The sequence below is a fragment of the Sphingomonas sanxanigenens DSM 19645 = NX02 genome (assembly GCF_000512205.2).
GTDB lineage: Bacteria > Pseudomonadota > Alphaproteobacteria > Sphingomonadales > Sphingomonadaceae > Sphingomonas_D > Sphingomonas_D sanxanigenens.
In genome coordinates this window covers 350,728-368,796 of sequence record NZ_CP006644.1, presented here as the reverse complement: position 1 = coordinate 368,796, position 18,069 = coordinate 350,728, and the positions used below count along the sequence as shown (strand labels likewise).

Sequence of the window (18,069 nt, the reverse complement as noted above, 5' to 3'; positions counted from 1 at the left end):
CGCCGATCACCCCCATAACGGGGTCCCTTTTGCACGCCGCTCCACAACCCCGGTTTGCTAGCGAGGACAGCGTGGAGATAATAGTCGCAGCAGCGGTGGTGCTTTCCGCATTTGTCGGCACTCCAGCCAACGCCATCGACATTGTGGGTCCGGGCCGGTTCTGCGGCTATTCGCCGATTATCGATCTGCTCGATGGTGAGAAGGTCATGACTTTGGAAGGTGGTATACACGGAGGCAGCTTCCGCTGGGAAGGCGATTTCGGCACCCTTGAAGTGTATGGAATTGGCTGGGCCAGTCGTCCGACAGGTCGGATTGTTAAAGCTCGCCATTCCAGCAGCCCTGCACGCTTTGCGCAAAAACGAGTGGAAGGCGTCTACCAAATAGCAATCTGGAATGGCTCGCACGGCGCTGCCTATTTCAAATCGTCAATACCATCCACCCAGCCCCAATTGGATGCGATTGATCGCGTGGAGCTATTTGAAGAGGGGCAGTCCCCTTCAGGCTGCAAATTGCGCACAACCTTCTCTTGGGAGTAGCGACAGCCGGAGCGGGTTTTGTTCACGGTTTCATCCGACACGGCATTACGGGGACACAACACAAACCTCCGTTCAGAAGCCGCTGCAGGCTCCGATCGCACCTATTTCATGTTATGTCCCCGAAACACAATGTCCCCGAAACACAATGTCCCCGAAACACACGGCCGTACGCCTGAGCCGCCGGGCTGCCTCCTCATGAGGAACTGGGGATTGCGGCGCGCTCGTTGCCGGCATTTAAACTGCAAGCGACTTCACCCACCCGTGTTCGCTAAGATCAGGCTGGTCATTGACGAACGTCGCGTCGAAACCCTTCTCCCAAGGAAACACGCCGCCGCGGTCGGGCCAAACGATCTGGATGCAGGGAAACTTATCGTCGCCGTAGAACCACCGGCTCCAGCCGAGATGGTCGGCATAGTGCCGTTTCGCTACGGGAAACGCGTAAGCAGGGAGGTTGGCGAACACCTGATCGGTTCTACGTCCGACGGGCAGCGATCGAGCCGATCTGGCATCCTTAAAAAGATCCCAAAATATGTCGTGCGCTATGTCACCCGTCATGCTGAACATGATCAACTCGGGGTGCTTGGCTGTGACCCAGAAGCCAGTCGTGAACGAGAAACCAGGCCCCTCATCGTCGCCGAGCACCTCGGTGCGAAAAAAGCCATTCTCCCGAATCATCGTGACGAACGCTTTTTCAGACGCGCTCAGTGTTTCGGGTAGGGCATCGAGGGCGGTTCGCATGGCGGGCATACTAAGCGCTGCCACACGAAGCCGACAATCGAGAACCACTCTGTCACATGGAACGTCGGGGATTTTGTGGCATGGTATTACGGGGACACAATACAAAACTCCGTACAGAAGCCGCTGCGGGCTCCGATCGCGCCTATTTTATATCGTGTTCCCGAAACATCTTGTGTCCCCGAAACATCGCTGTCGCAACGCGTGCGCGAGATTGAAGGCGGCCGTCCTCCAACTCGCAGTTACACGCCTTGCGTCTGGATAAGCGCTCTTCCTGCCTCCACATAATGCCGGTGATGAACATTCACATGCTGCGCCATTGTCTGGATGTCGCGCAGCCGCCGCTGCAACGACGATGTGCTGTAGACGGCGGCGCCGCCCGCAAGGCTGAAGCATGACTGGACGACTTGCAGGCAGGTCTGCGTAACCCAGATGGCGGATTGCAGGATTTTCGCCTCGGGCAGCCCGCTGGAAAGCACACCCGCTTGCGCCTGCTCCCATATCCGGCGCGCTTCCGTGTCCGTAAAGGCCTGCGCCGCACGCAGCGCCGCTTGCGCCTTGCCCAATTCGAACAGGAACGTCTCGGAGTCCTTGAGCTGGGTCGCAGCGCCGAACTGGCGCCGTCCGCCCTGCGCCAGATCCACGAGATCATCCACCGCAGCTTGCGCGACGCCGAGCGCCATCGGGCAGTGAAACAGCGTCGAAATCTGGAATATGCCGCTGTAAAGCGGCCCGGGCAAACTTGACCGAGCGGTTGCAAGATCGATGGCGTCGGCCGCGTTCACCATCACGTTGTTCGCGACGATATGGTGGCTGGCGGTCGCCTTCAGCCCCAACGCATGCCAACTATCTTCCCTTTGCAGGTCGCGGGTCGGCGCATAGATCAAGCGCGTGGAGGGCAATGGATCGCCGCCCTCCGTCACGACGCAGTGCAACGCCACGATGTCAGCATCATCGAATCCGCTCGCGAAAGGCCAGCGCCCGGTGATACGCCATCCTCCGTCGGTCGCTTCGGCCGTGCCGGTCGGCTGCGTGACAGCGGCACCGACGATGTCGGGGCCACCGCTCATGATCGCATCGAAGCGTTCGCGCGGAAGCAGCGCGAGCCCGAGCGGCGCGAGAAAGCGCACATGGCTGATCCAGCCAAGCGAGCCGTCGAGCTTCGAGAGCCGCTCGAGTATCCTCACGATGATCGGGAGGGGGAGTTCGAGGCCGCCATGGCTCTTCGGCACGGTTGCGCGGTACAGGCCTGCCGCTCCAAGCTCGGCCATTATGGACGACGGCAGGTGCCGATCGGTTTCGGCCTCGCCCGCTCGGGATATGATCTCAGCCGCCAGAAGATCGATCTTCTCGAGAAGCTGCACCTCATCAACAGATCGGTCCTCAGCGCCGCCTGCAAGGCGCGATCGATCAGTCTCAAGACCCGTATGTTCGATCATTCAAAACTCGCTTTCGCATATTCGTTTATCGCTAAGGTTCTCATCACATTGACAATTCTTGCGCTCGGCCGCCTACCGTGACGTTGCATGGCGAGGCGTCGGCGTTACGACAGTAGCCGGTGCCGCATTCAGATTGCCGAAAGCGGCCGACAAGGCACATGCAACGCCTGAACGGCACGGTTTCCATCCACGGCGCCGATGCCCGAGATCGCGACCGCGGAAAGCGTCCGCCGAAGGACCCCCGCGAACGCTACAGGCGCGTCGCGTGCGTCTTTCCGGGCTTCGTCATGGGCGGCAGCAAAGGCGCATTTCCGGTGCTTCCCTTCGTGCCGAAGCCCGCTTCGGCCATCGTCCGCCGCACCGCGCCCGGGCAAGCCCTGCAACATAAGTGTCATCAACCGCGCCTAGCGGCCAAGGGCAGGCAGGCTGGGGAATCGATTCGATGAGCGCGACGGTGGCGATGGATGCGGCGGGCGCGCAGCCGGATCTCGGGCGGCCTGATCTCGGGCGGCCCGATCTCGACAAGGGGCTGGGCATCGCCGGCAAGATCGGCTTCCTCGCCACCATCGTCGCGGCGCTCGTCTACGTCGCCTACAGCATCTATGCCGATGCCGCCGCGGCGGGCGTGGAGCCGACCACCTATCTGCCCTTCGCCCTGCTCTTCGTCGCGCTGCTGATCGCGCTCGGCTTCGAGTTCGTGAACGGCTTCCACGACACCGCCAACGCGGTCGCGACGGTGATCTATACCAACGCGATGCCCGCCAATGTCGCGGTGGTGTGGTCGGGCTTCTTCAACTTCCTCGGCGTGCTGCTGTCGTCGGGCGCGGTGGCGTTCGGCATCGTCTCGCTGCTGCCGGTCGAACTGATCCTGCAGGTCGGCTCCAACGCCGGCTTCGCGATGGTGTTCGCGCTGCTGATCGCGGCGATCCTGTGGAACCTCGCGACCTGGTGGCTGGGCATCCCGTCGTCCAGCTCGCACACGCTGATCGGCTCGATCATCGGCGTCGGCGTCGCCAACGCGCTCATGCACGGCAAGAGCGGCACCGCCGGCGTGGACTGGAGCAAGGCGACCGAAATCGGCTACGCATTGCTCGTCTCGCCGCTGATCGGCTTCGGCGTCGCGGCGCTGCTGCTGATCGCGATGAAGCTGCTGGTGCGCAACAAGGCGCTGTACGAGGCGCCCAGGGATGGCGTGCCGCCGCCGCCGTGGATCCGCGGCCTGCTGATCTTCACCTGCACCGGCGTGAGCTTCGCGCACGGCTCCAACGACGGCCAGAAGGGCATGGGGCTGATCATGCTGATCCTGATCGGCACGGTGCCCACCGCCTATGCGCTCAACCGCGCGGTGCCGGCGCAATATACCACCGAGTTCCATGAGCGTTCGCGCGCCGTCCAACTGGCGCTGGGGCAGCCCGCCCCCGCCCCCGCCCCCGTCGCCGCCGATGCCGATGCCGATGCCGATGCCGCCGCCGCACGGCGCGAGGTGACGCGCTACATCGCCGACAAGAGCTTCACGCCCGACACGACGGGCGCGCTCGCCGTGCTCGTCCATGATGTCGACCGGCAGGTCACCGAATATGGCTCGCTGGCGAAGGTGCCCGCGGCCGCGGTGAGCAACATGCGCAACGACATGTATCTCGCCTCGGAGGCGATCAAGCGGCTGGGCAGCGAGAAGGCCGCAGGCCTTTCCGAACCGCAGCAGGCGACGCTCAAGACCTACAAGGGCTCGCTCGACGCCGGCACGCGCTTCATCCCCACCTGGGTGAAGGTGGCGGTGGCCTTCGCGCTCGGCCTCGGCACGATGGTGGGCTGGAAGCGCATCGTCGTCACCGTCGGCGAGAAGATCGGCAAGACCCACCTGACCTATGCGCAGGGTGCCGCCGCCGAGCTGGTCGCGATGGGCACGATCTTCGGCGCCGACCATCTGGGCCTGCCGGTCTCGACCACCCATGTCCTGTCATCGGGCGTGGCGGGGACGATGGCGGCCAACAGGTCCGGCCTGCAGGCCAGCACGGTGCGCAACCTGCTGACCGCCTGGGTTCTCACATTGCCGGCCTCGATCATCCTGGCCGGCCTGTTGTATATGGCGTTCGCCCAACTGATCTAGCAAGCGGAGGCTGCCATCGTCGCGGAACCGCCCGGATTCGTGCCCCTGCCCCTCTCGCTCGGGGGGATCGGCCCCGGCTTGATCTGGGGGATCGACTTCACCGAGGATGGCGTGCTGCCCGTGCAGCGCTGCGAGGCCGAACCCGCCGGCCGTTTCCGCTGGCTGCACCTCGCGCTGGCCGACCATGGCACGCGCAGCTTCATCGCGCGTGCCGAACAATTGCCGGCCGACGTGCGCGAACTGCTGCTCTCGCCCGACACGCACCAGCGCGCGCTGGTGGATGGCGACACCGTCGGCTGCGTGCTGCACGATTTCGAGCGCGACTTCGACGTGGCGGATACCGCGCGCGTCGGCGCCCTGCGCATCGCGCTGACGCCCGGCCTGATGCTGACGACGCGGCTGCACCCGCTCCGCTCCGCCGACATCGCCAAGAGCCGGCTCTCCAGGAGCGCGTCGCCGATCGGCCCCGCGCAGGCGCTGGACCTGCTCGTCGGCGCGATCGGCGACAACATCACCGACATCAGCCGCACCCTGGCCGCCGACGTCCAGCACGCCGAGGATGCCTTCCTCGACGGCCATCATCCGCCCAGCGCCCGCGACCTGATCGGCATCCGCCGCCGGCTGGCGCAGATCCACCGCCTGCTCTCCGGCATGCGCGGCGTGTTCCAGCGGCTGGAAAGGGACGAGGAACTGCCCGCGCCGCTGCTGCCGACGGTAGAGAAGCTGACGCAGCGGCTGCAATCGCTGGATGCCGACATATTGGAGGTGCAGGGGCAGCTCCGCCTGCTGCGCGAGGAACTCGACATCCAGGAAGCGCAGCGGACCAACCAGAACCTCTACATCCTGTCGATCGTCACCGCGCTGTTGCTGCCCGCGACATTGGTGACGGGCATCTTCGGGATGAACACCGGCGGGCTGCCGCTGGCCGAGGGGCCGTGGGGGACGTTCCACGCCACGGTGCTGGCGGCGATGGCGGCCGCGGCGACCTATTTCTGGCTGCGGTGGAGAGGCTTCATGCGGCGATAGGGCCCTGCGCGGTTCCTTGCGCATTCGGCGAAGAGGCGGCAGCCTCGCCCTCATGACCATCCCGTTCCTCGACCGCCGCGCCGTGCTGGCCGGCCTTGCCGCGAGCCTCGCCGCGCCAGCGCCGGCCCAGCCGCAGCACCGGACCGCCACCGCACTGATCGCCGCGGCGCGGCGCCAGGTGGGCGTTACGCGCAGCTATGACCCCGCCTATTCGGTGCTCGCCTTCCCCAACGGCGACGTGCCCCGCGGCAGGGGCGTCTGCACCGACGTGGTGATCCGCGCCTATCGCGACGCGTTCGGGATCGACCTGCAGGCGCTGGTCAATGCCGACATGAAGGCGGCCTTCGCCGCCTATCCGAAGACCTGGGGGCTGCGCCGCCCCGATCGCAACATCGATCATCGCCGCGTGCCCAACCTGCAGGCCTTCATGGCGCGCAAGGGCGCCAGGCTGCCGGTTCCCGCCGGGGCCGGCGGCTGGCGGCCCGGGGACATCGTCACCAGCCTCGTCGGCGGCCGGCTGCCGCATATCGGCATCGTTTCCGACCGGCGCGGCCCCGGCGGGCACTGGGCGATCATCCACAATATCGGCGCCGGCGCGCGCGAGGAGGATGCGCTGCTCGCGCATCCGCTGACGGGCCGCTACCGCTTCATGCTCGACGGCTGATCCGTGCCGACCGCCGCCGCGCCGCCATTGCCATGCACCCTTCCGAAGCGCCAAGCATTGAGGGGCGAGGACGCGCGCGGGAGGGCGGCATGAGCGACGATTTCCTGATCTTCGGGCCTGACGATGTCGATCTCGCGCGATCGCCGCTGCGGGGGTCGCTCGACGCGCCCACCTATGTGCTGGGCGCGTTCAATCCGGGGCTCGCGGTGCTGCCGTCGGGCAACCTGCTGCTGATGGTGCGCGTCGCCGAGGCGCTGAAGGAGCCGGTGACCGGCGAGCATGTGCTGGCGATCCGCTGGACGCCGCAAGGCTATGCGCTCGACCGGCACCCGCTTGCGGGCGTCAGCATGAAGGATCCGCGCCAGTTCGAAACCGCGCATGCCACCCACCGCATGCTCGCGCTGACCTCGCTCTCCTGGCTGCTGCCGGTGGAACTCGCCCCCGACGGCGGCCGCGTGATCGCCGTGCATTACGACAAGGCGATCCAGCCCGCCGCATCCTTCCAGCACTACGGCATCGAGGATGCGCGGATCAGCAGGATCGACGGACGCTGGTACATGACGACCTGCGCGGTTTCGGCCGAGCGCCACTGCACGACGCTCTACACGTCCGACAACGGCCTCGACTATCGGCTGGAGGGCGTCGTCCTCGACCATCAGAACAAGGACATGATCCTGTTCGAGGGCAAGGTCGGCGGCCGCTTCATGGCGCTCACCCGGCCGCTGGGCGAGCTCTATTTCGCCTGGGCGCCTGAGAGCGCCTATGCCGGCGGCCCCTCGATCAACCTCGCCCAATCGCCCGACGCGCTGCACTGGAAGCCGCTCGACCAGCCCTTCCTGATCCCCAGGCGCGGTTCGCTCGCCAATATGAAGCTGGGCGGCGGCAGCCAGCCGGTGCTGACCCCCGAGGGCTGGCTGATGATCTACCACGGCGTCGAGACGCGCGAGACCGTCGGCATCTATCGCAGCTTCTGGGCGCTGCTCGACCGCGACGATCCCTCGAAGGTGCTGCGTCTGGAGGATGAGGTGCCGTTGCTGGAGGCCAATGCCGCGCTGACCGCGCCGATCGCCGAGCGCCTCTATCTGCCGACCCCGGTGGTGTTCACCACCGGCATCGCCGACGCCGGCGACCACTACATCGTCGCCGGCGGCGAGGCGGACCTCGCCTGCCGCATCACCCGCATCGCGAAGGAGCGTTTCCGATGAGCCGGACCTGGTGGCAACGCGGCGTGATCTACCAGATCTATCCGCGGTCGTTTCAGGATTCGAACGGAGACGGCATCGGCGATCTCGCGGGGATCGAGCGGCGGCTGGACGATGTCCAGGCGCTGGGGGTCGACGCGATCTGGCTCTCGCCGATCTTTCCCTCGCCGATGGCCGATTTCGGCTATGACGTGGCCGACTATCGCGGCATCCACCCCGACTTCGGCACGCTCGAGGATTTCGACCGGCTGCTCGCCGCCACCCATGCGCGGGGCCTGAAGCTGCTGCTCGATTTCGTGCCCAATCACAGCTCCAGCGCGCACCCCTGGTTCGTCGAGAGCCGCGCATCGCGGGACAATCCCAGGCGGGACTGGTATCTGTGGCGCGATGCCGCCGCCGACGGCGGGCCACCCAACAACTGGATCAGCGATTTCGGCGGCAGCGCCTGGGAATGGGATGCGACGACCGGCCAATATTATTACCACGCCTTCCTGAAGGAGCAGCCCGACCTCAACTGGCGCAACCCCGAGGTGCGCGCCGAGATGATCGACACGCTGCGCTTCTGGCTGGCCCGCGGCGTCGACGGATTTCGCATCGACGTGCTGTGGCACATCATCAAGTCCGCCGACTTCCCCGACAATCCGGCCAACCCGGATTATCGCCCCGGGATGGCCGAGATGTTCAAGGTGCTGCAGCATCACTCGACGGACCAGCCGGACGTGCATGCGATCGCGGCCGAGATGCGCGCGCTGGCGGATGGTTTCGGGACGACGCCCGGCAGGGAACGCGTGCTGATCGGCGAGATCTACCTGCCGGTCGAGCGGCTGATGCAGTATTACGGGCGCGAGGCGCCGGGCGTGCACCTGCCCTTCAATTTCCAGCTCATCGACGCGCAGTGGAATGCGAGGGTGTTGGCCGACCTGATCGCGACCTATGAGGCGGCGCTGCCGGCCGGGGCCTGGCCCAACTGGGTGCTGGGCAATCATGACCGCCCGCGCGTCGCCGCCAGGCTGGGCGAGGCGCAGGCGCGTGTCGCGGCGATGCTGCTGCTGACGCTGCGCGGCACGCCGACGCTCTATTATGGCGATGAGTTGGGCATCGCCGATGTGCCGATCCCGCCCGACCAGGTGCAGGATCCGCGCGAGTTGCGCGAACCGGGGCTCGGCCTCGGCCGCGATCCGGTGCGCACGCCGATGCCATGGGACGACACCGGCAATGCCGGGTTCAGCACCGGGACGCCGTGGCTGCCGCTCAACCCCGATTGGCGAACGCGCAATGTCGCCGGAATGCGGCAGGATCCCGTGTCGATCCTCTCGCTTCATCGGGCATTGCTGACCGTGCGGCATGCCCATGACGCGCTGTCGATCGGCGCGATCGCGCGGATCGCCGACGACGGCCCGGTGCTGCGCTACGAGCGATCCCACCAGCGGGAGCGGCTCCAGATGCTGCTCAACCTCGGCGACGCGCCGTACGCGGCAGAGGCAGCGCCGGGCCGCGTCCTGCTGTCCACCCTCGCCGATGCACCGCGCACGATCGGCGCGACCGTGACCCTGCGGCCCAACGAAGGCCTGATCGTGGAGATTGCACCCTGATGCGCGTGGCGATGCTCAGTTCGATCTCGTGGCGCACCCCGCCGCGGCATTATGGCCCCTGGGAACTGGTCACGAGCCTGCTCACGGAGGCGCTGGTTGCGCGCGGCGTGGATGTGACGCTGTTCGCGACCCTCGATTCGCAGACGCGCGGCCGGCTCGACGGGGTGATCCCCGCGGGCTATTCGGAAACGCCGGATGCGGACGCGAAGGTGTGCGAGATATTGCACATCGCCCATCTGTTCGAGCGTGCGGGTGATTTCGACATCATCCACAACCAGGCCGATTTCGTGCCCCTCGCCTTTTCGCGGTTGGTCGACACGCCGATGGTGACGACGATCCACGGCATGTCGTCCGAGCGGATCGTGCCGGTCTACAAGCGCTATGAGGACCGCGTCGCCTATGTCGCGATCAGCGACGCCGATCGCCACCCCGGCCTGCGCTACGCCGCGACGATCCACCATGGCATCAGGCTGGAGGATTTCCCCTTCGATCCGGCCGGCAGCGACGACCTGCTGTTCTTCGGGCGCATCCATCCGGACAAGGGCGCGGCCGATGCGGTCCGCGCCGCGCAGGTCACCGGCCGCCGGCTGGTGATGGCCGGGATCGTCCAGGACGAGGCCTATTACGCCCGGGAGGTCGCGCCGCACCTCGACGGCGACCATATCCGCCACATCGGCGCGGTCGGCGGCGCGGTCCGCGGGGAGACGCTGGGCCGAGCCCGCTGCCTGCTCCATCTGATCGGTTTCGACGAGCCCTTCGGCCTCTCCGTCATCGAAGCCATGGCGTGCGGCACGCCCGTGATCGCCTATGCCAGGGGATCGATGCCCGAACTGATCGAACATGGCGTGACCGGCTATCTCGTTAAGAGTTTCGACGAGGCGATCGCCGCCGTCGAACGCGTTCACGAACTCGATCGCGCCGCCTGCCGCGCCGCCGTCGCACGCAGGTTCGGCGTCGATCGGATGGCTGAGCAATATATTGCACTTTACCGAAATCTGCTGGCCAATCCGCCCGATCGCCCCGTCGCCGCGCCGGGCGATGCGCTGAATTTTTGACTTTGGGGTGCGGAACCGACATGGCGGCTTCGTCGGTATGGCATGGACGCAGGGTCGATGAAGAGCGCAGCCACCGCCGCGATCGTCGCCATTTTCGGCGGATCGATGGCGTTGAACATCGCGGGGATGGTTGCAGACCCGCATTGGCTGGCGCTGCCGGCGCTGCTCGTCGGCTGGTATGTCGCCGATCTGCTCTCGGGCGCGATCCACATGTATATGGACTATCGCCCCTGCCCGCCCGGCCGCGGGCTGGACCGGCTCTATTTCTACGAGGGCTCGCGCGCGTCGGACGCGTATGTCCGCCTGTTCCGTGCGACGATGACGCCGCTCAACCCGTTCGAGCGGCTGGTCTACGACTTCAAGAACCACCACCCCCGCCCCGATGCGCTCGGCCGCCGCGCGATGTGGCGCCAGATCGGATCGACGGTAATCGCCGGCACCCTGCCCGTCTCGCTGCTGCTCAACCTCGCCTGGCTGACGGTGGGGCTGCCCGGCTGGGTGATGGCCGGGTTCGTGGCGCTGCTGATCGGCGGCAGCTTCGCCCAATATTTCCACGGCACGCTGCACCGCACCGACAATCCGTGGATCGTGCGGGCGATGCGCAAGGCCGGCCTGCTGATGACGCCGGAAGCGCACCAGCTTCACCACGACACGCTGAAGCGCGATTTCAGCACCAATTGCGGCTGGTCCAACCCGCTGCTCAACCGCGTTTTCAACGCGGCGCGGGCGCGCGGGCATTTTGACGAGGCGGGGCTGGAGCCGGCGGGCTGATGCGCATGCGACGAGACCGCCTGCATTCACAAAACAGCATGAGTTGAACTAAAGTCTGTGGTCATGATCGCGTCCACTGCGCCTCTGCACTCCACCGTAAGAAGCCTTGGAGCAAACCGGGCGCAAGCAAAGGCGGTGCCATGACGAACCCGCCCATCCTGCTGGACGTCAGCCGCCTGATCTGGCGCGCTTCTACAGGCCGACTGCCAACCGGCATCGATCGTGTCTGCTTGGCTTATGTCGAGCATTACCGGCATAGAGCGTGCGCGGTGATCCAGTACCGAACGATGCGCCGCGTTCTTCCCGTAGCGCTATCGGCAAAGCTGTTCGACCTCATCCTTACCGGCAGCGACCGCTTCCGGCGTGACGCGACTCGCCTGGCACTGCGTTCACTCTCCGGGCTGGCCGGTCCGCAACGTGTTGCCGGCGCGATCTATTTGAACATTGGCCACACCGGCCTCGACCAGCCCGGGCTCGAAGAATGGCTGACAGTGTCTGGAATGCGTCCCGTTTTCATGGTTCATGACGTCATCCCGATCAGTCATCCGGAATATTGCCGCCCCGGCGAACACGAGCGCCATGAAGCCCGAGTGCGAACCATGCTAAGGACCGGCGCCGGATTGATCTGTAACTCGGCAGCAACGCATGCAGCGACCGAGGTCTATGCACGACGCCACGGCCTCGCGTTGCCGCCTACCCACGTCGCTTGGCTGGGCACCACACCCCTGCCCGCGGCCACGGTGTCAAACGCGCGCGATAGTGCCTATTTTATGATGCTTGGAACGATCGAAGGTCGCAAGAACCACCTGCTCATGCTCCAGATCTGGCGCGAGTTGGTGGAAATGCACGGTAGCGCGGCACCAAGGCTTCTGATAGTCGGGCAGCGTGGTTGGGAAGCGGATCAGGCCCTTGCGATGATTGATCGTACGAAGGCGCTACGGGGCGTCGTTTCCGAGCTTCCACGCTGCAGCGACGACGAACTGGCGGTTCTGCTGCGCGGCGCGCGCGCGCTCATCTTCCCGTCGTTCGTTGAAGGCTATGGCATGCCGCTGGTCGAGGCCCTGGCGCATGGCACGCCGGTGATTGCGAGCCAGATCGACGTGTTCGGAGAATTGGCGGGCCCGGTGCCAGATTATGCGGCGCCAACTGATGGGCGTCGCTGGCGAACATTGATAGAGGCATACATGCCCGACGATAGCCGCGCACGCGCGAAGCAGATAGCACGCCTCGCCGGCTTCCACGCACCGACTTGGGCAGCGCATTTCGCCACCGTCAATCAATGGCTGGAAACGCTGCCACCGCGCTGATCGATCAGGCTGAGCGCTGCACAGCATGCTGCCAGTCTCCGAACAGACGCTCCTCAATCGAATCGATAAGGATATCGATCGCCGATTTACTTGCGAGTCCGCCACGCACCAGACAGCGCGCATGCAGCACCTGTTTGAACGCGCCATAGACGCGGGAATCGGGCTCCTGCGGAGCGATCCAGAAGCGATCAAGACCTGCCTGATGCGTCACGCCACGCAGGGCGTAGATCGCCTCGCCAAGCACCATTACGGGGATGCCTGCGCCCAGCGCGAGGGTACCCGAAGTGCTGTTCACGCAAACCATGCCAGACGATCCATGGGACAGTTCCCCAAGGTCTCCGCCATCAATGTGCAGCACGCGATGCTCGCAGCCCAGCGCAAGCGCCTTGCGCGCTAGGAACCGCCGCCAGTTGAAGAAGGAGGAATCAAGCGGATGCTCCTTCACCAAAAGCAGCGTATCAGCCGGAGCATGGCGCGCGAAATTCTCCAGAACATATTCGACAGCCGTCGCCATGTCGTCGAACGGCGAGTGCGCGCGGATCTGATAATCGGAAGTCAGTTGCAGCGGGAACAAGAAGTAGCGCTTTCCGGCGACCGCTTCCTGAGTTCGTTTTGACTGGCGCGCGCGGCGCTTGGCGCGCGCGAACTTGGCGAGCCATCCCAACCCTTCGGCAACGATCGAGCCCGGCCGGTGCGGTCGATAGAAGGGAAAGCGCAGCTTTCCCGTCACCACATGGTGATAATACCAGTAGCTGTCATGCGCCCTGCGTTTGAAACTGGCGGTGATCGACGGCAGGCTCGGCACCGGCGGCAGCATGGCCGCCTGCTGGAGGAACCAGCGCGGATCGCGCGACAGGGTCGAGCGGCCGTTCACGCCGTCGGGCTCCAGCGTCATCCAGTCGGGCCGGATATAGCCTTCCTCGAGCACATGAACGTTGATGCCGCGAAGCTTCGCCATGCCGGTCGCCGCCACGTGCATCGGTCGGCAATCGCCGAACAGCAACAGATCGGTGATGCGATGATCGCGCATGAACTGGTTGACGAACAGCGACCAGCGCGAGCGTCGGCCGCGATAATCGACCGCGCCCTCCGGCCAGTCGTAGCGATCGCCTCCGTTCAGATTGATCCGGTGCACGGCGCAGCCGCGCGCGCGCAGGCGCTCGCCCAGCATCGCGAAAAGCGGTCCCGGCGGCCCCTGCAGGAACAGGAAGGACCGTTGGCCGATATCGATCGGTTTCATGCCGTCGCTCCGATGCGCGAAAAGGTTCGGCGCAATGCGCCTTGCAGGCGTCGCCACGAGACGATCGCCTCGTTCTGCCGCCGTGCGCCGCCGGCCAGCCGGCGCACGAGGACCTCGGGCGAACAGGGCAGCAGGGTCAGCGGGTCGAGATAGCGCGGATAGGCGATCAGCACCGCGGCGATGAGATCGTCGACGCTTCGGCGACGCGTGCGGCGCGCGGGCACGTCACCCAGATCCTCGGTCAGTCCCCAGCCGGCATAGAAAGGCACGCCGTGGGTGGTGACGGGCTTGTCGCGCAACAACGCCTCGAAGCCCGCCAGCGAGGTCAGGACATGGACGTCGTCGACCATGTCGAGCAATTGCGACATCGCCGCATCGCGCACGATCAGATCGGCCAGGCTCAGCGTTTCGGCCTCGGCGATGCGGCCGGCGCGATGCCCGGATTCGACGTCGGGATGCGGCTTGTAGAGGATGAACGCGTCCGGGTTCAGCGCGCGGACGCGCCGCAGCAGATCGAGATTGCCGGCCACCGTGCCGCCGCCTGCGCGCACCGACCGGTCATCCTCGACCTGGCCGGGCACGAGAATATGACGGCGTGCGCCGCCCGGCCGCGGCAGGGCGCCCGAACCGATTTCATATTTGCTCAGCCCCGACAGCCGGATCGCGACGCGCAGGCGCGCCGCCTGATCGCGCGTCGCCGCGTCGAACGTGGCATGCTCGAGCAGATTCTCGAGCGCGCTCGGCCGCGACGGATCATAATGGACGCCGACCGGATCGACCACGACCGACAATGGCGGCACGCAATTGGCGCCGAGGCCGATGGAGCGGATGAAGCCGTCCTCCACCTCATGAAGGTCGTTCGGCGCCGCTTCGGCGGCCGCGAGGAACGCTTCGGGGACCCGCGCCTTCCAGATGGCAAGGCTCTCCCCCGGCGCGAGTTCGGACAGGATCGCCGGATTGGCCGGAACGAAGCGCACGCGGTCGCTGCCGTTCCACAGCAACGGCTCTACCGTCTCGCGCTTCCAGCGCGCGAAGCCCACCGCCGCGCCGATCGCCCGATTGCTGTCGATCAGCCTGCGCCAGCCGCCCAGCAGTTCGATGGTCGCCAGCGCGTCGCTCTCGTCGCCCTCGAACGGATCGATATAGGTGAGACCGGCCACGACATGACGCGCAACCAGCGCCTCCGCCGTCCCGATGGCATAGGGACCGGCGCCGAACGGCGTCACCGCCCCGCCGGCGATACGCGCGATCAGCATCGCCTCGTCCGCCGCATCGGCCCACAGCATCTCTGCGTGCGCGAGCATATGCCACGGGTCGCAAGGATCGTTTACGCACGGCACCGACGATCGCGTCGGCCGCCACGACAGCGCGGCCGGTAGCCAGAACAGCAGCTTGTGCTCGGTCTTCTCCGCGCGCGCCCGTTCCAGCATCGCTTCGGCCTGCACCGCACTGGCGGGACGCGCGACAAGACGGCGGTCGGGATCCAGCGCCGGCTGTGCCGCCCAGAAACTGCCGCCGACGCGGTGCTGCCGCAATGCCCGGACGCAGGCCGCCGGCGACGCCTGCGCGCCGCCCCTCCCGCGGACGGCGACGTCGTTCACCCGTGCGCCCGGAAAGGGCGGCACGCGCAGCAGCGGCCGGGGCGCGATCATGCGTGCGCCAGTTCTCGCGCGGGCAGCGGCATCGACGCCGCGCGGATCGCAAGCAGCTGCCGGAACAGGGGCTCGACCTGATCGAGCGGCCACGCATTGGGGCCATCGGACAGCGCCTGATCGGGGTCGGGATGCGTTTCCATGAACAGCCCGTCCACCCCCGCCGCCACCGCGGCCCGCGCGAGCAGCGGCACGAAACGGCGCTCGCCGCCCGAGCGGTCGCCGAGGCCGCCGGGCAGCTGCACCGAATGCGTGGCATCGAACACCACCGGGCAGCCCGTTTCCGCCATGATCGCCAGGCTGCGCATGTCGACGACGAGATTGTTGTAGCCGAACGACGTGCCGCGCTCGGTAAGGATGACGTTGTCGGCAGGCACGCCTGCAGCGGCCGCGGCGCGGCGCGCCTTGTCGACGACCTGTCGCATGTCGCCCGGCGCCATGAACTGCGCCTTCTTGATGTTGACGGGAATGCCGGTCTCGACCGCCGCGACGATCAGGTCGGTCTGCCGCGCGAGGAACGCCGGCGTCTGGATGATATCGACGACGTCGGCGGCGGCGCGCGCCTGCTCGGGGGTGTGGATATCGGTCAGCAGCGGCAGGCCGGTCGCGTCGCGCACCTTTTCGAGGATGCGCAGCCCTTCCTGCTCGCCCGGGCCGCGATAGGAAGCGGACGAACTGCGATTGGCCTTGTCGAAGCTGCTCTTGAAAACCAGCGCCAGCCCCAGCCGGTCCGAGATTGCGCGCAGCGTTTCGGCCACGCTCAGCGACATCGCCTCGGACTCGATCACGCACGGCCCGGCGATCACGAACATCGGATGACCGGCACCTATCTCATTGTTTCGGAAGCGCATCATAGCCCTATGCGATGCCCCGCGCAGCAAGAATAGCCTCGATCGGCTCCAGATCGGATGGATTGTTGAGTTCGATGCTGTCCCACCCGGCGGGTTCGCAGCGTACCACCGCCATCGGCACGCGATGGTGGAGGAAGCGGAGCTGCTCCAGCCCTTCGAGCGCTTCGACCGGCGCCGGCGCCGCGGCGATATAGCGCGCCAGCGCGTCGCGGCGATAGGCGTACAGCCCCAGATGCATCAGCACCGGCAGCGGATCCGCCAACCGGTCCTCGGGAACGAAGGGGATGACCCGCTTGGAGAAGTACATCGCATCACCCTCCGCATCGACCACCACGGTGGTTCCCCCGCTGCGTCCGGCTGCCTGATCGTCGACGAGGTGACGATAGGCGCTGGCCGTGCAAGGGACCGCCACTGTCGAGACGGCACAGCCGGGATGATCCCGCATGTGGGCGACGAGCGCTTCGACATAAGCCGGCGGCGTGAGCAAGGCGTCTCCCTGAAAGTTGACGACGATCTCCGTCTCCTCCGGCAGCAGATGCAATGCCGCAGCGACCCGCTCGGTTCCATTCGCGCACACCGACGGCGTGTCGATCACCCCGGCGCCGAACCGCTTCGCCGCTGCCGCGACCCGTTCATCGTCGGTCGCAACGTGAACGGATGCGATCCCGCCGACCTGCGATGCGGCCTCATGGCTGCGCTGAATCAACGGCTTGGCGATGCCGGTCGCACCTCGGATCGCCGCCAACGGCTTGCCCGGGTAGCGGCTCGACGCAAAGCGCGCCGGGATGACGATCGAGGCGAGAGGCTGCGCCATGCGGCGAACGCCTTCAGCCGGCGGGCGCGAGATCGTGGATATGGAGCACCGCCGCGGGCCGCGCTGGATTTTGCGCGTCCATCACGAACATCACGGTGATCTTCGCCTCGGTCATCAGATGCCGGGCCTCCGCGACGGTGACCGAGCCCGGGACGGTGAGCGGATGCGCGGTCATGATCTCGCCCGCGGTCGCGATCAGCATCCGATCGAACGCACGGCGCAGATCGCCGTCGGTGATGATGCCGATCAGAGCGCCATCATCGTCGACCACGCCCGCCACGCCCTTGCCCGCCGAGGTCATCTCGAAGACCACATCGCGCATGCCAGCGTGCGACACCACCAGCGGCAACGGATCGCCGCGGCGCACGACCACGCCGACCGGCATCGCATCGCGGCCGATATTGCCGCCCGGATGCCAGCCGACCAGTTCGCGACGCGAAACGCCGCGCAGCCGCATCGCCGCGACCGCGAGCGCATCGCCCAGCGCCAGCATCATCGTCGACGAGGTGGTGGGCGCGATCCGCTCCGGGCAGGCTTCCGGCACGGTGGGGAGCAGCAGGACATAGTCGGACGCCTCCGCCAGCCACGATCGGGGATCGGCGACGATCGCCACCATCGGCACGCCGAGGGCCAGGGCATGATCGACCAGCGGCCGCAATTCCGGCGTCTTTCCCGAATTGGACAGGACGACGACGGTGTCACCCGCGCGCAGCATGCCGAGATCGCCGTGCATCGCCTCGCCTGCGTGCAGGAAATAGGCGGATGATCCGGTCGCGGAGAGCGTCGCGGCGACCTTGCGGCCGATATGACCGGATTTGCCGATTCCGGCCACGATGATCCGTCCCGGCGTCGCGACGAGCAATCGAACCGCATCGGCGAAGCCGGCATCGATCGTGTCGGCAAGCTCCTTGAGGGCGGCAGCCTCCTGGCGGATCACCGCCAGCCCTTCTTCGACGACGTCGATAGCTGTATCGGTGATCATGGACGTAGTCATTACGCAACCCCAACGTATTTTTCGATCAATTTTCTTGTGACAGGACTATGCGTTCGCACCCGGACTGTCGAGAATACTCATCAG

17 protein-coding genes are annotated in these 18,069 nt (G+C 66.3%); 10 read left to right on the top strand and 7 right to left on the bottom strand.

Features of this window, described 5'->3' with window-relative positions; all coding sequences use genetic code 11:
- Positions 1-71: 71 nt before the first annotated feature.
- Positions 72-536 (top strand): hypothetical protein, encoded by a 465-nt coding sequence (locus NX02_RS31140; protein WP_158013859.1) that lies wholly within the window; start codon positions 72-74, stop codon positions 534-536.
- 234 nt (positions 537-770) lie between these two features.
- Here the strand turns inward: NX02_RS31140 and NX02_RS01685 are convergent, their stop codons facing one another.
- Both NX02_RS01685 and NX02_RS01680 read right to left on the bottom strand, forming a co-directional pair.
- Positions 771-1,274, bottom strand: a complete 504-nt coding sequence (locus NX02_RS01685; RefSeq protein ID WP_025290488.1) for a DUF4262 domain-containing protein — start codon at positions 1,272-1,274, stop codon at positions 771-773.
- A 239-nt stretch (positions 1,275-1,513) separates the two neighbouring features.
- A complete protein-coding gene (locus tag NX02_RS01680; RefSeq protein WP_084717581.1) occupies positions 1,514-2,710 on the bottom strand; it encodes an acyl-CoA dehydrogenase family protein in 1,197 nt (398 codons plus the stop codon).
- 158 nt (positions 2,711-2,868) lie between these two features.
- Between NX02_RS01680 and NX02_RS32020 the strand changes: the two genes are divergently transcribed.
- The 9 genes from NX02_RS32020 to NX02_RS01640 all read left to right on the top strand — a co-directional run bounded on the left by NX02_RS32020 (position 2,869) and on the right by NX02_RS01640 (position 12,434).
- Positions 2,869-3,156: a hypothetical protein gene (locus tag NX02_RS32020; RefSeq protein ID WP_158013858.1), complete on the top strand. Its 288-nt coding sequence runs from the start codon at positions 2,869-2,871 to the stop codon at positions 3,154-3,156.
- Between the two features lie 14 nt (positions 3,157-3,170).
- On the top strand, positions 3,171-4,817 hold the full coding sequence (locus NX02_RS01675; protein WP_047099893.1) for an inorganic phosphate transporter: 1,647 nt from the start codon (positions 3,171-3,173) through the stop codon (positions 4,815-4,817).
- 78 nt (positions 4,818-4,895) lie between these two features.
- Positions 4,896-5,843, top strand: coding sequence for a transporter (locus NX02_RS01670; protein ID WP_245648732.1), 948 nt, complete (start codon positions 4,896-4,898; stop codon positions 5,841-5,843).
- A gap of 52 nt (positions 5,844-5,895) precedes the next feature.
- Positions 5,896-6,507, top strand: a complete 612-nt coding sequence (locus tag NX02_RS01665; RefSeq protein ID WP_025290484.1) for a DUF1287 domain-containing protein — start codon at positions 5,896-5,898, stop codon at positions 6,505-6,507.
- An 89-nt stretch (positions 6,508-6,596) separates the two neighbouring features.
- A complete protein-coding gene (locus tag NX02_RS01660; RefSeq protein WP_025290483.1) occupies positions 6,597-7,712 on the top strand; it encodes a glycoside hydrolase family 130 protein in 1,116 nt (371 codons plus the stop codon).
- Positions 7,709-9,301: an alpha-amylase family glycosyl hydrolase gene (locus NX02_RS01655; RefSeq protein WP_025290482.1), complete on the top strand. Its 1,593-nt coding sequence runs from the start codon at positions 7,709-7,711 to the stop codon at positions 9,299-9,301. The genes NX02_RS01660 and NX02_RS01655 overlap by 4 nt, the downstream gene beginning before the upstream one ends.
- Positions 9,301-10,356 (top strand): glycosyltransferase family 4 protein, encoded by a 1,056-nt coding sequence (locus tag NX02_RS01650; protein ID WP_025290481.1) that lies wholly within the window; start codon positions 9,301-9,303, stop codon positions 10,354-10,356. The genes NX02_RS01655 and NX02_RS01650 overlap by 1 nt, the downstream gene beginning before the upstream one ends.
- Before the next feature lie 57 nt (positions 10,357-10,413).
- Positions 10,414-11,127 carry a fatty acid desaturase CarF family protein gene (locus NX02_RS01645; protein ID WP_025290480.1) on the top strand — a complete coding sequence of 238 codons (714 nt, stop codon included), beginning with the start codon at positions 10,414-10,416 and terminating at the stop codon, positions 11,125-11,127.
- A gap of 140 nt (positions 11,128-11,267) precedes the next feature.
- On the top strand, positions 11,268-12,434 hold the full coding sequence (locus NX02_RS01640; RefSeq protein ID WP_025290479.1) for a glycosyltransferase family 4 protein: 1,167 nt from the start codon (positions 11,268-11,270) through the stop codon (positions 12,432-12,434).
- Positions 12,435-12,438: 4 nt separating this feature from the next.
- Here the strand turns inward: NX02_RS01640 and NX02_RS01635 are convergent, their stop codons facing one another.
- The 5 genes from NX02_RS01635 to NX02_RS01615 all read right to left on the bottom strand — a co-directional run bounded on the left by NX02_RS01635 (position 12,439) and on the right by NX02_RS01615 (position 17,973).
- Complete coding sequence (locus NX02_RS01635; RefSeq protein ID WP_342671293.1) at positions 12,439-13,605, bottom strand: capsule biosynthesis protein; 1,167 nt, start codon at positions 13,603-13,605, stop codon at positions 12,439-12,441.
- Between the two features lie 65 nt (positions 13,606-13,670).
- Positions 13,671-15,326, bottom strand: a complete 1,656-nt coding sequence (locus NX02_RS01630; RefSeq protein ID WP_025290477.1) for a capsular polysaccharide export protein, LipB/KpsS family — start codon at positions 15,324-15,326, stop codon at positions 13,671-13,673.
- Positions 15,323-16,177, bottom strand: a complete 855-nt coding sequence (kdsA, locus tag NX02_RS01625; RefSeq protein ID WP_025290476.1) for a 3-deoxy-8-phosphooctulonate synthase — start codon at positions 16,175-16,177, stop codon at positions 15,323-15,325. Before kdsA ends, NX02_RS01630 begins: the two co-directional genes overlap by 4 nt.
- A gap of 7 nt (positions 16,178-16,184) precedes the next feature.
- Positions 16,185-16,991, bottom strand: coding sequence for a 3-deoxy-manno-octulosonate cytidylyltransferase (locus NX02_RS01620; protein ID WP_025290475.1), 807 nt, complete (start codon positions 16,989-16,991; stop codon positions 16,185-16,187).
- A 13-nt stretch (positions 16,992-17,004) separates the two neighbouring features.
- On the bottom strand, positions 17,005-17,973 hold the full coding sequence (locus NX02_RS01615; RefSeq protein WP_025290474.1) for a KpsF/GutQ family sugar-phosphate isomerase: 969 nt from the start codon (positions 17,971-17,973) through the stop codon (positions 17,005-17,007).
- Between the last annotated feature and the right edge of the window lie 96 nt (positions 17,974-18,069).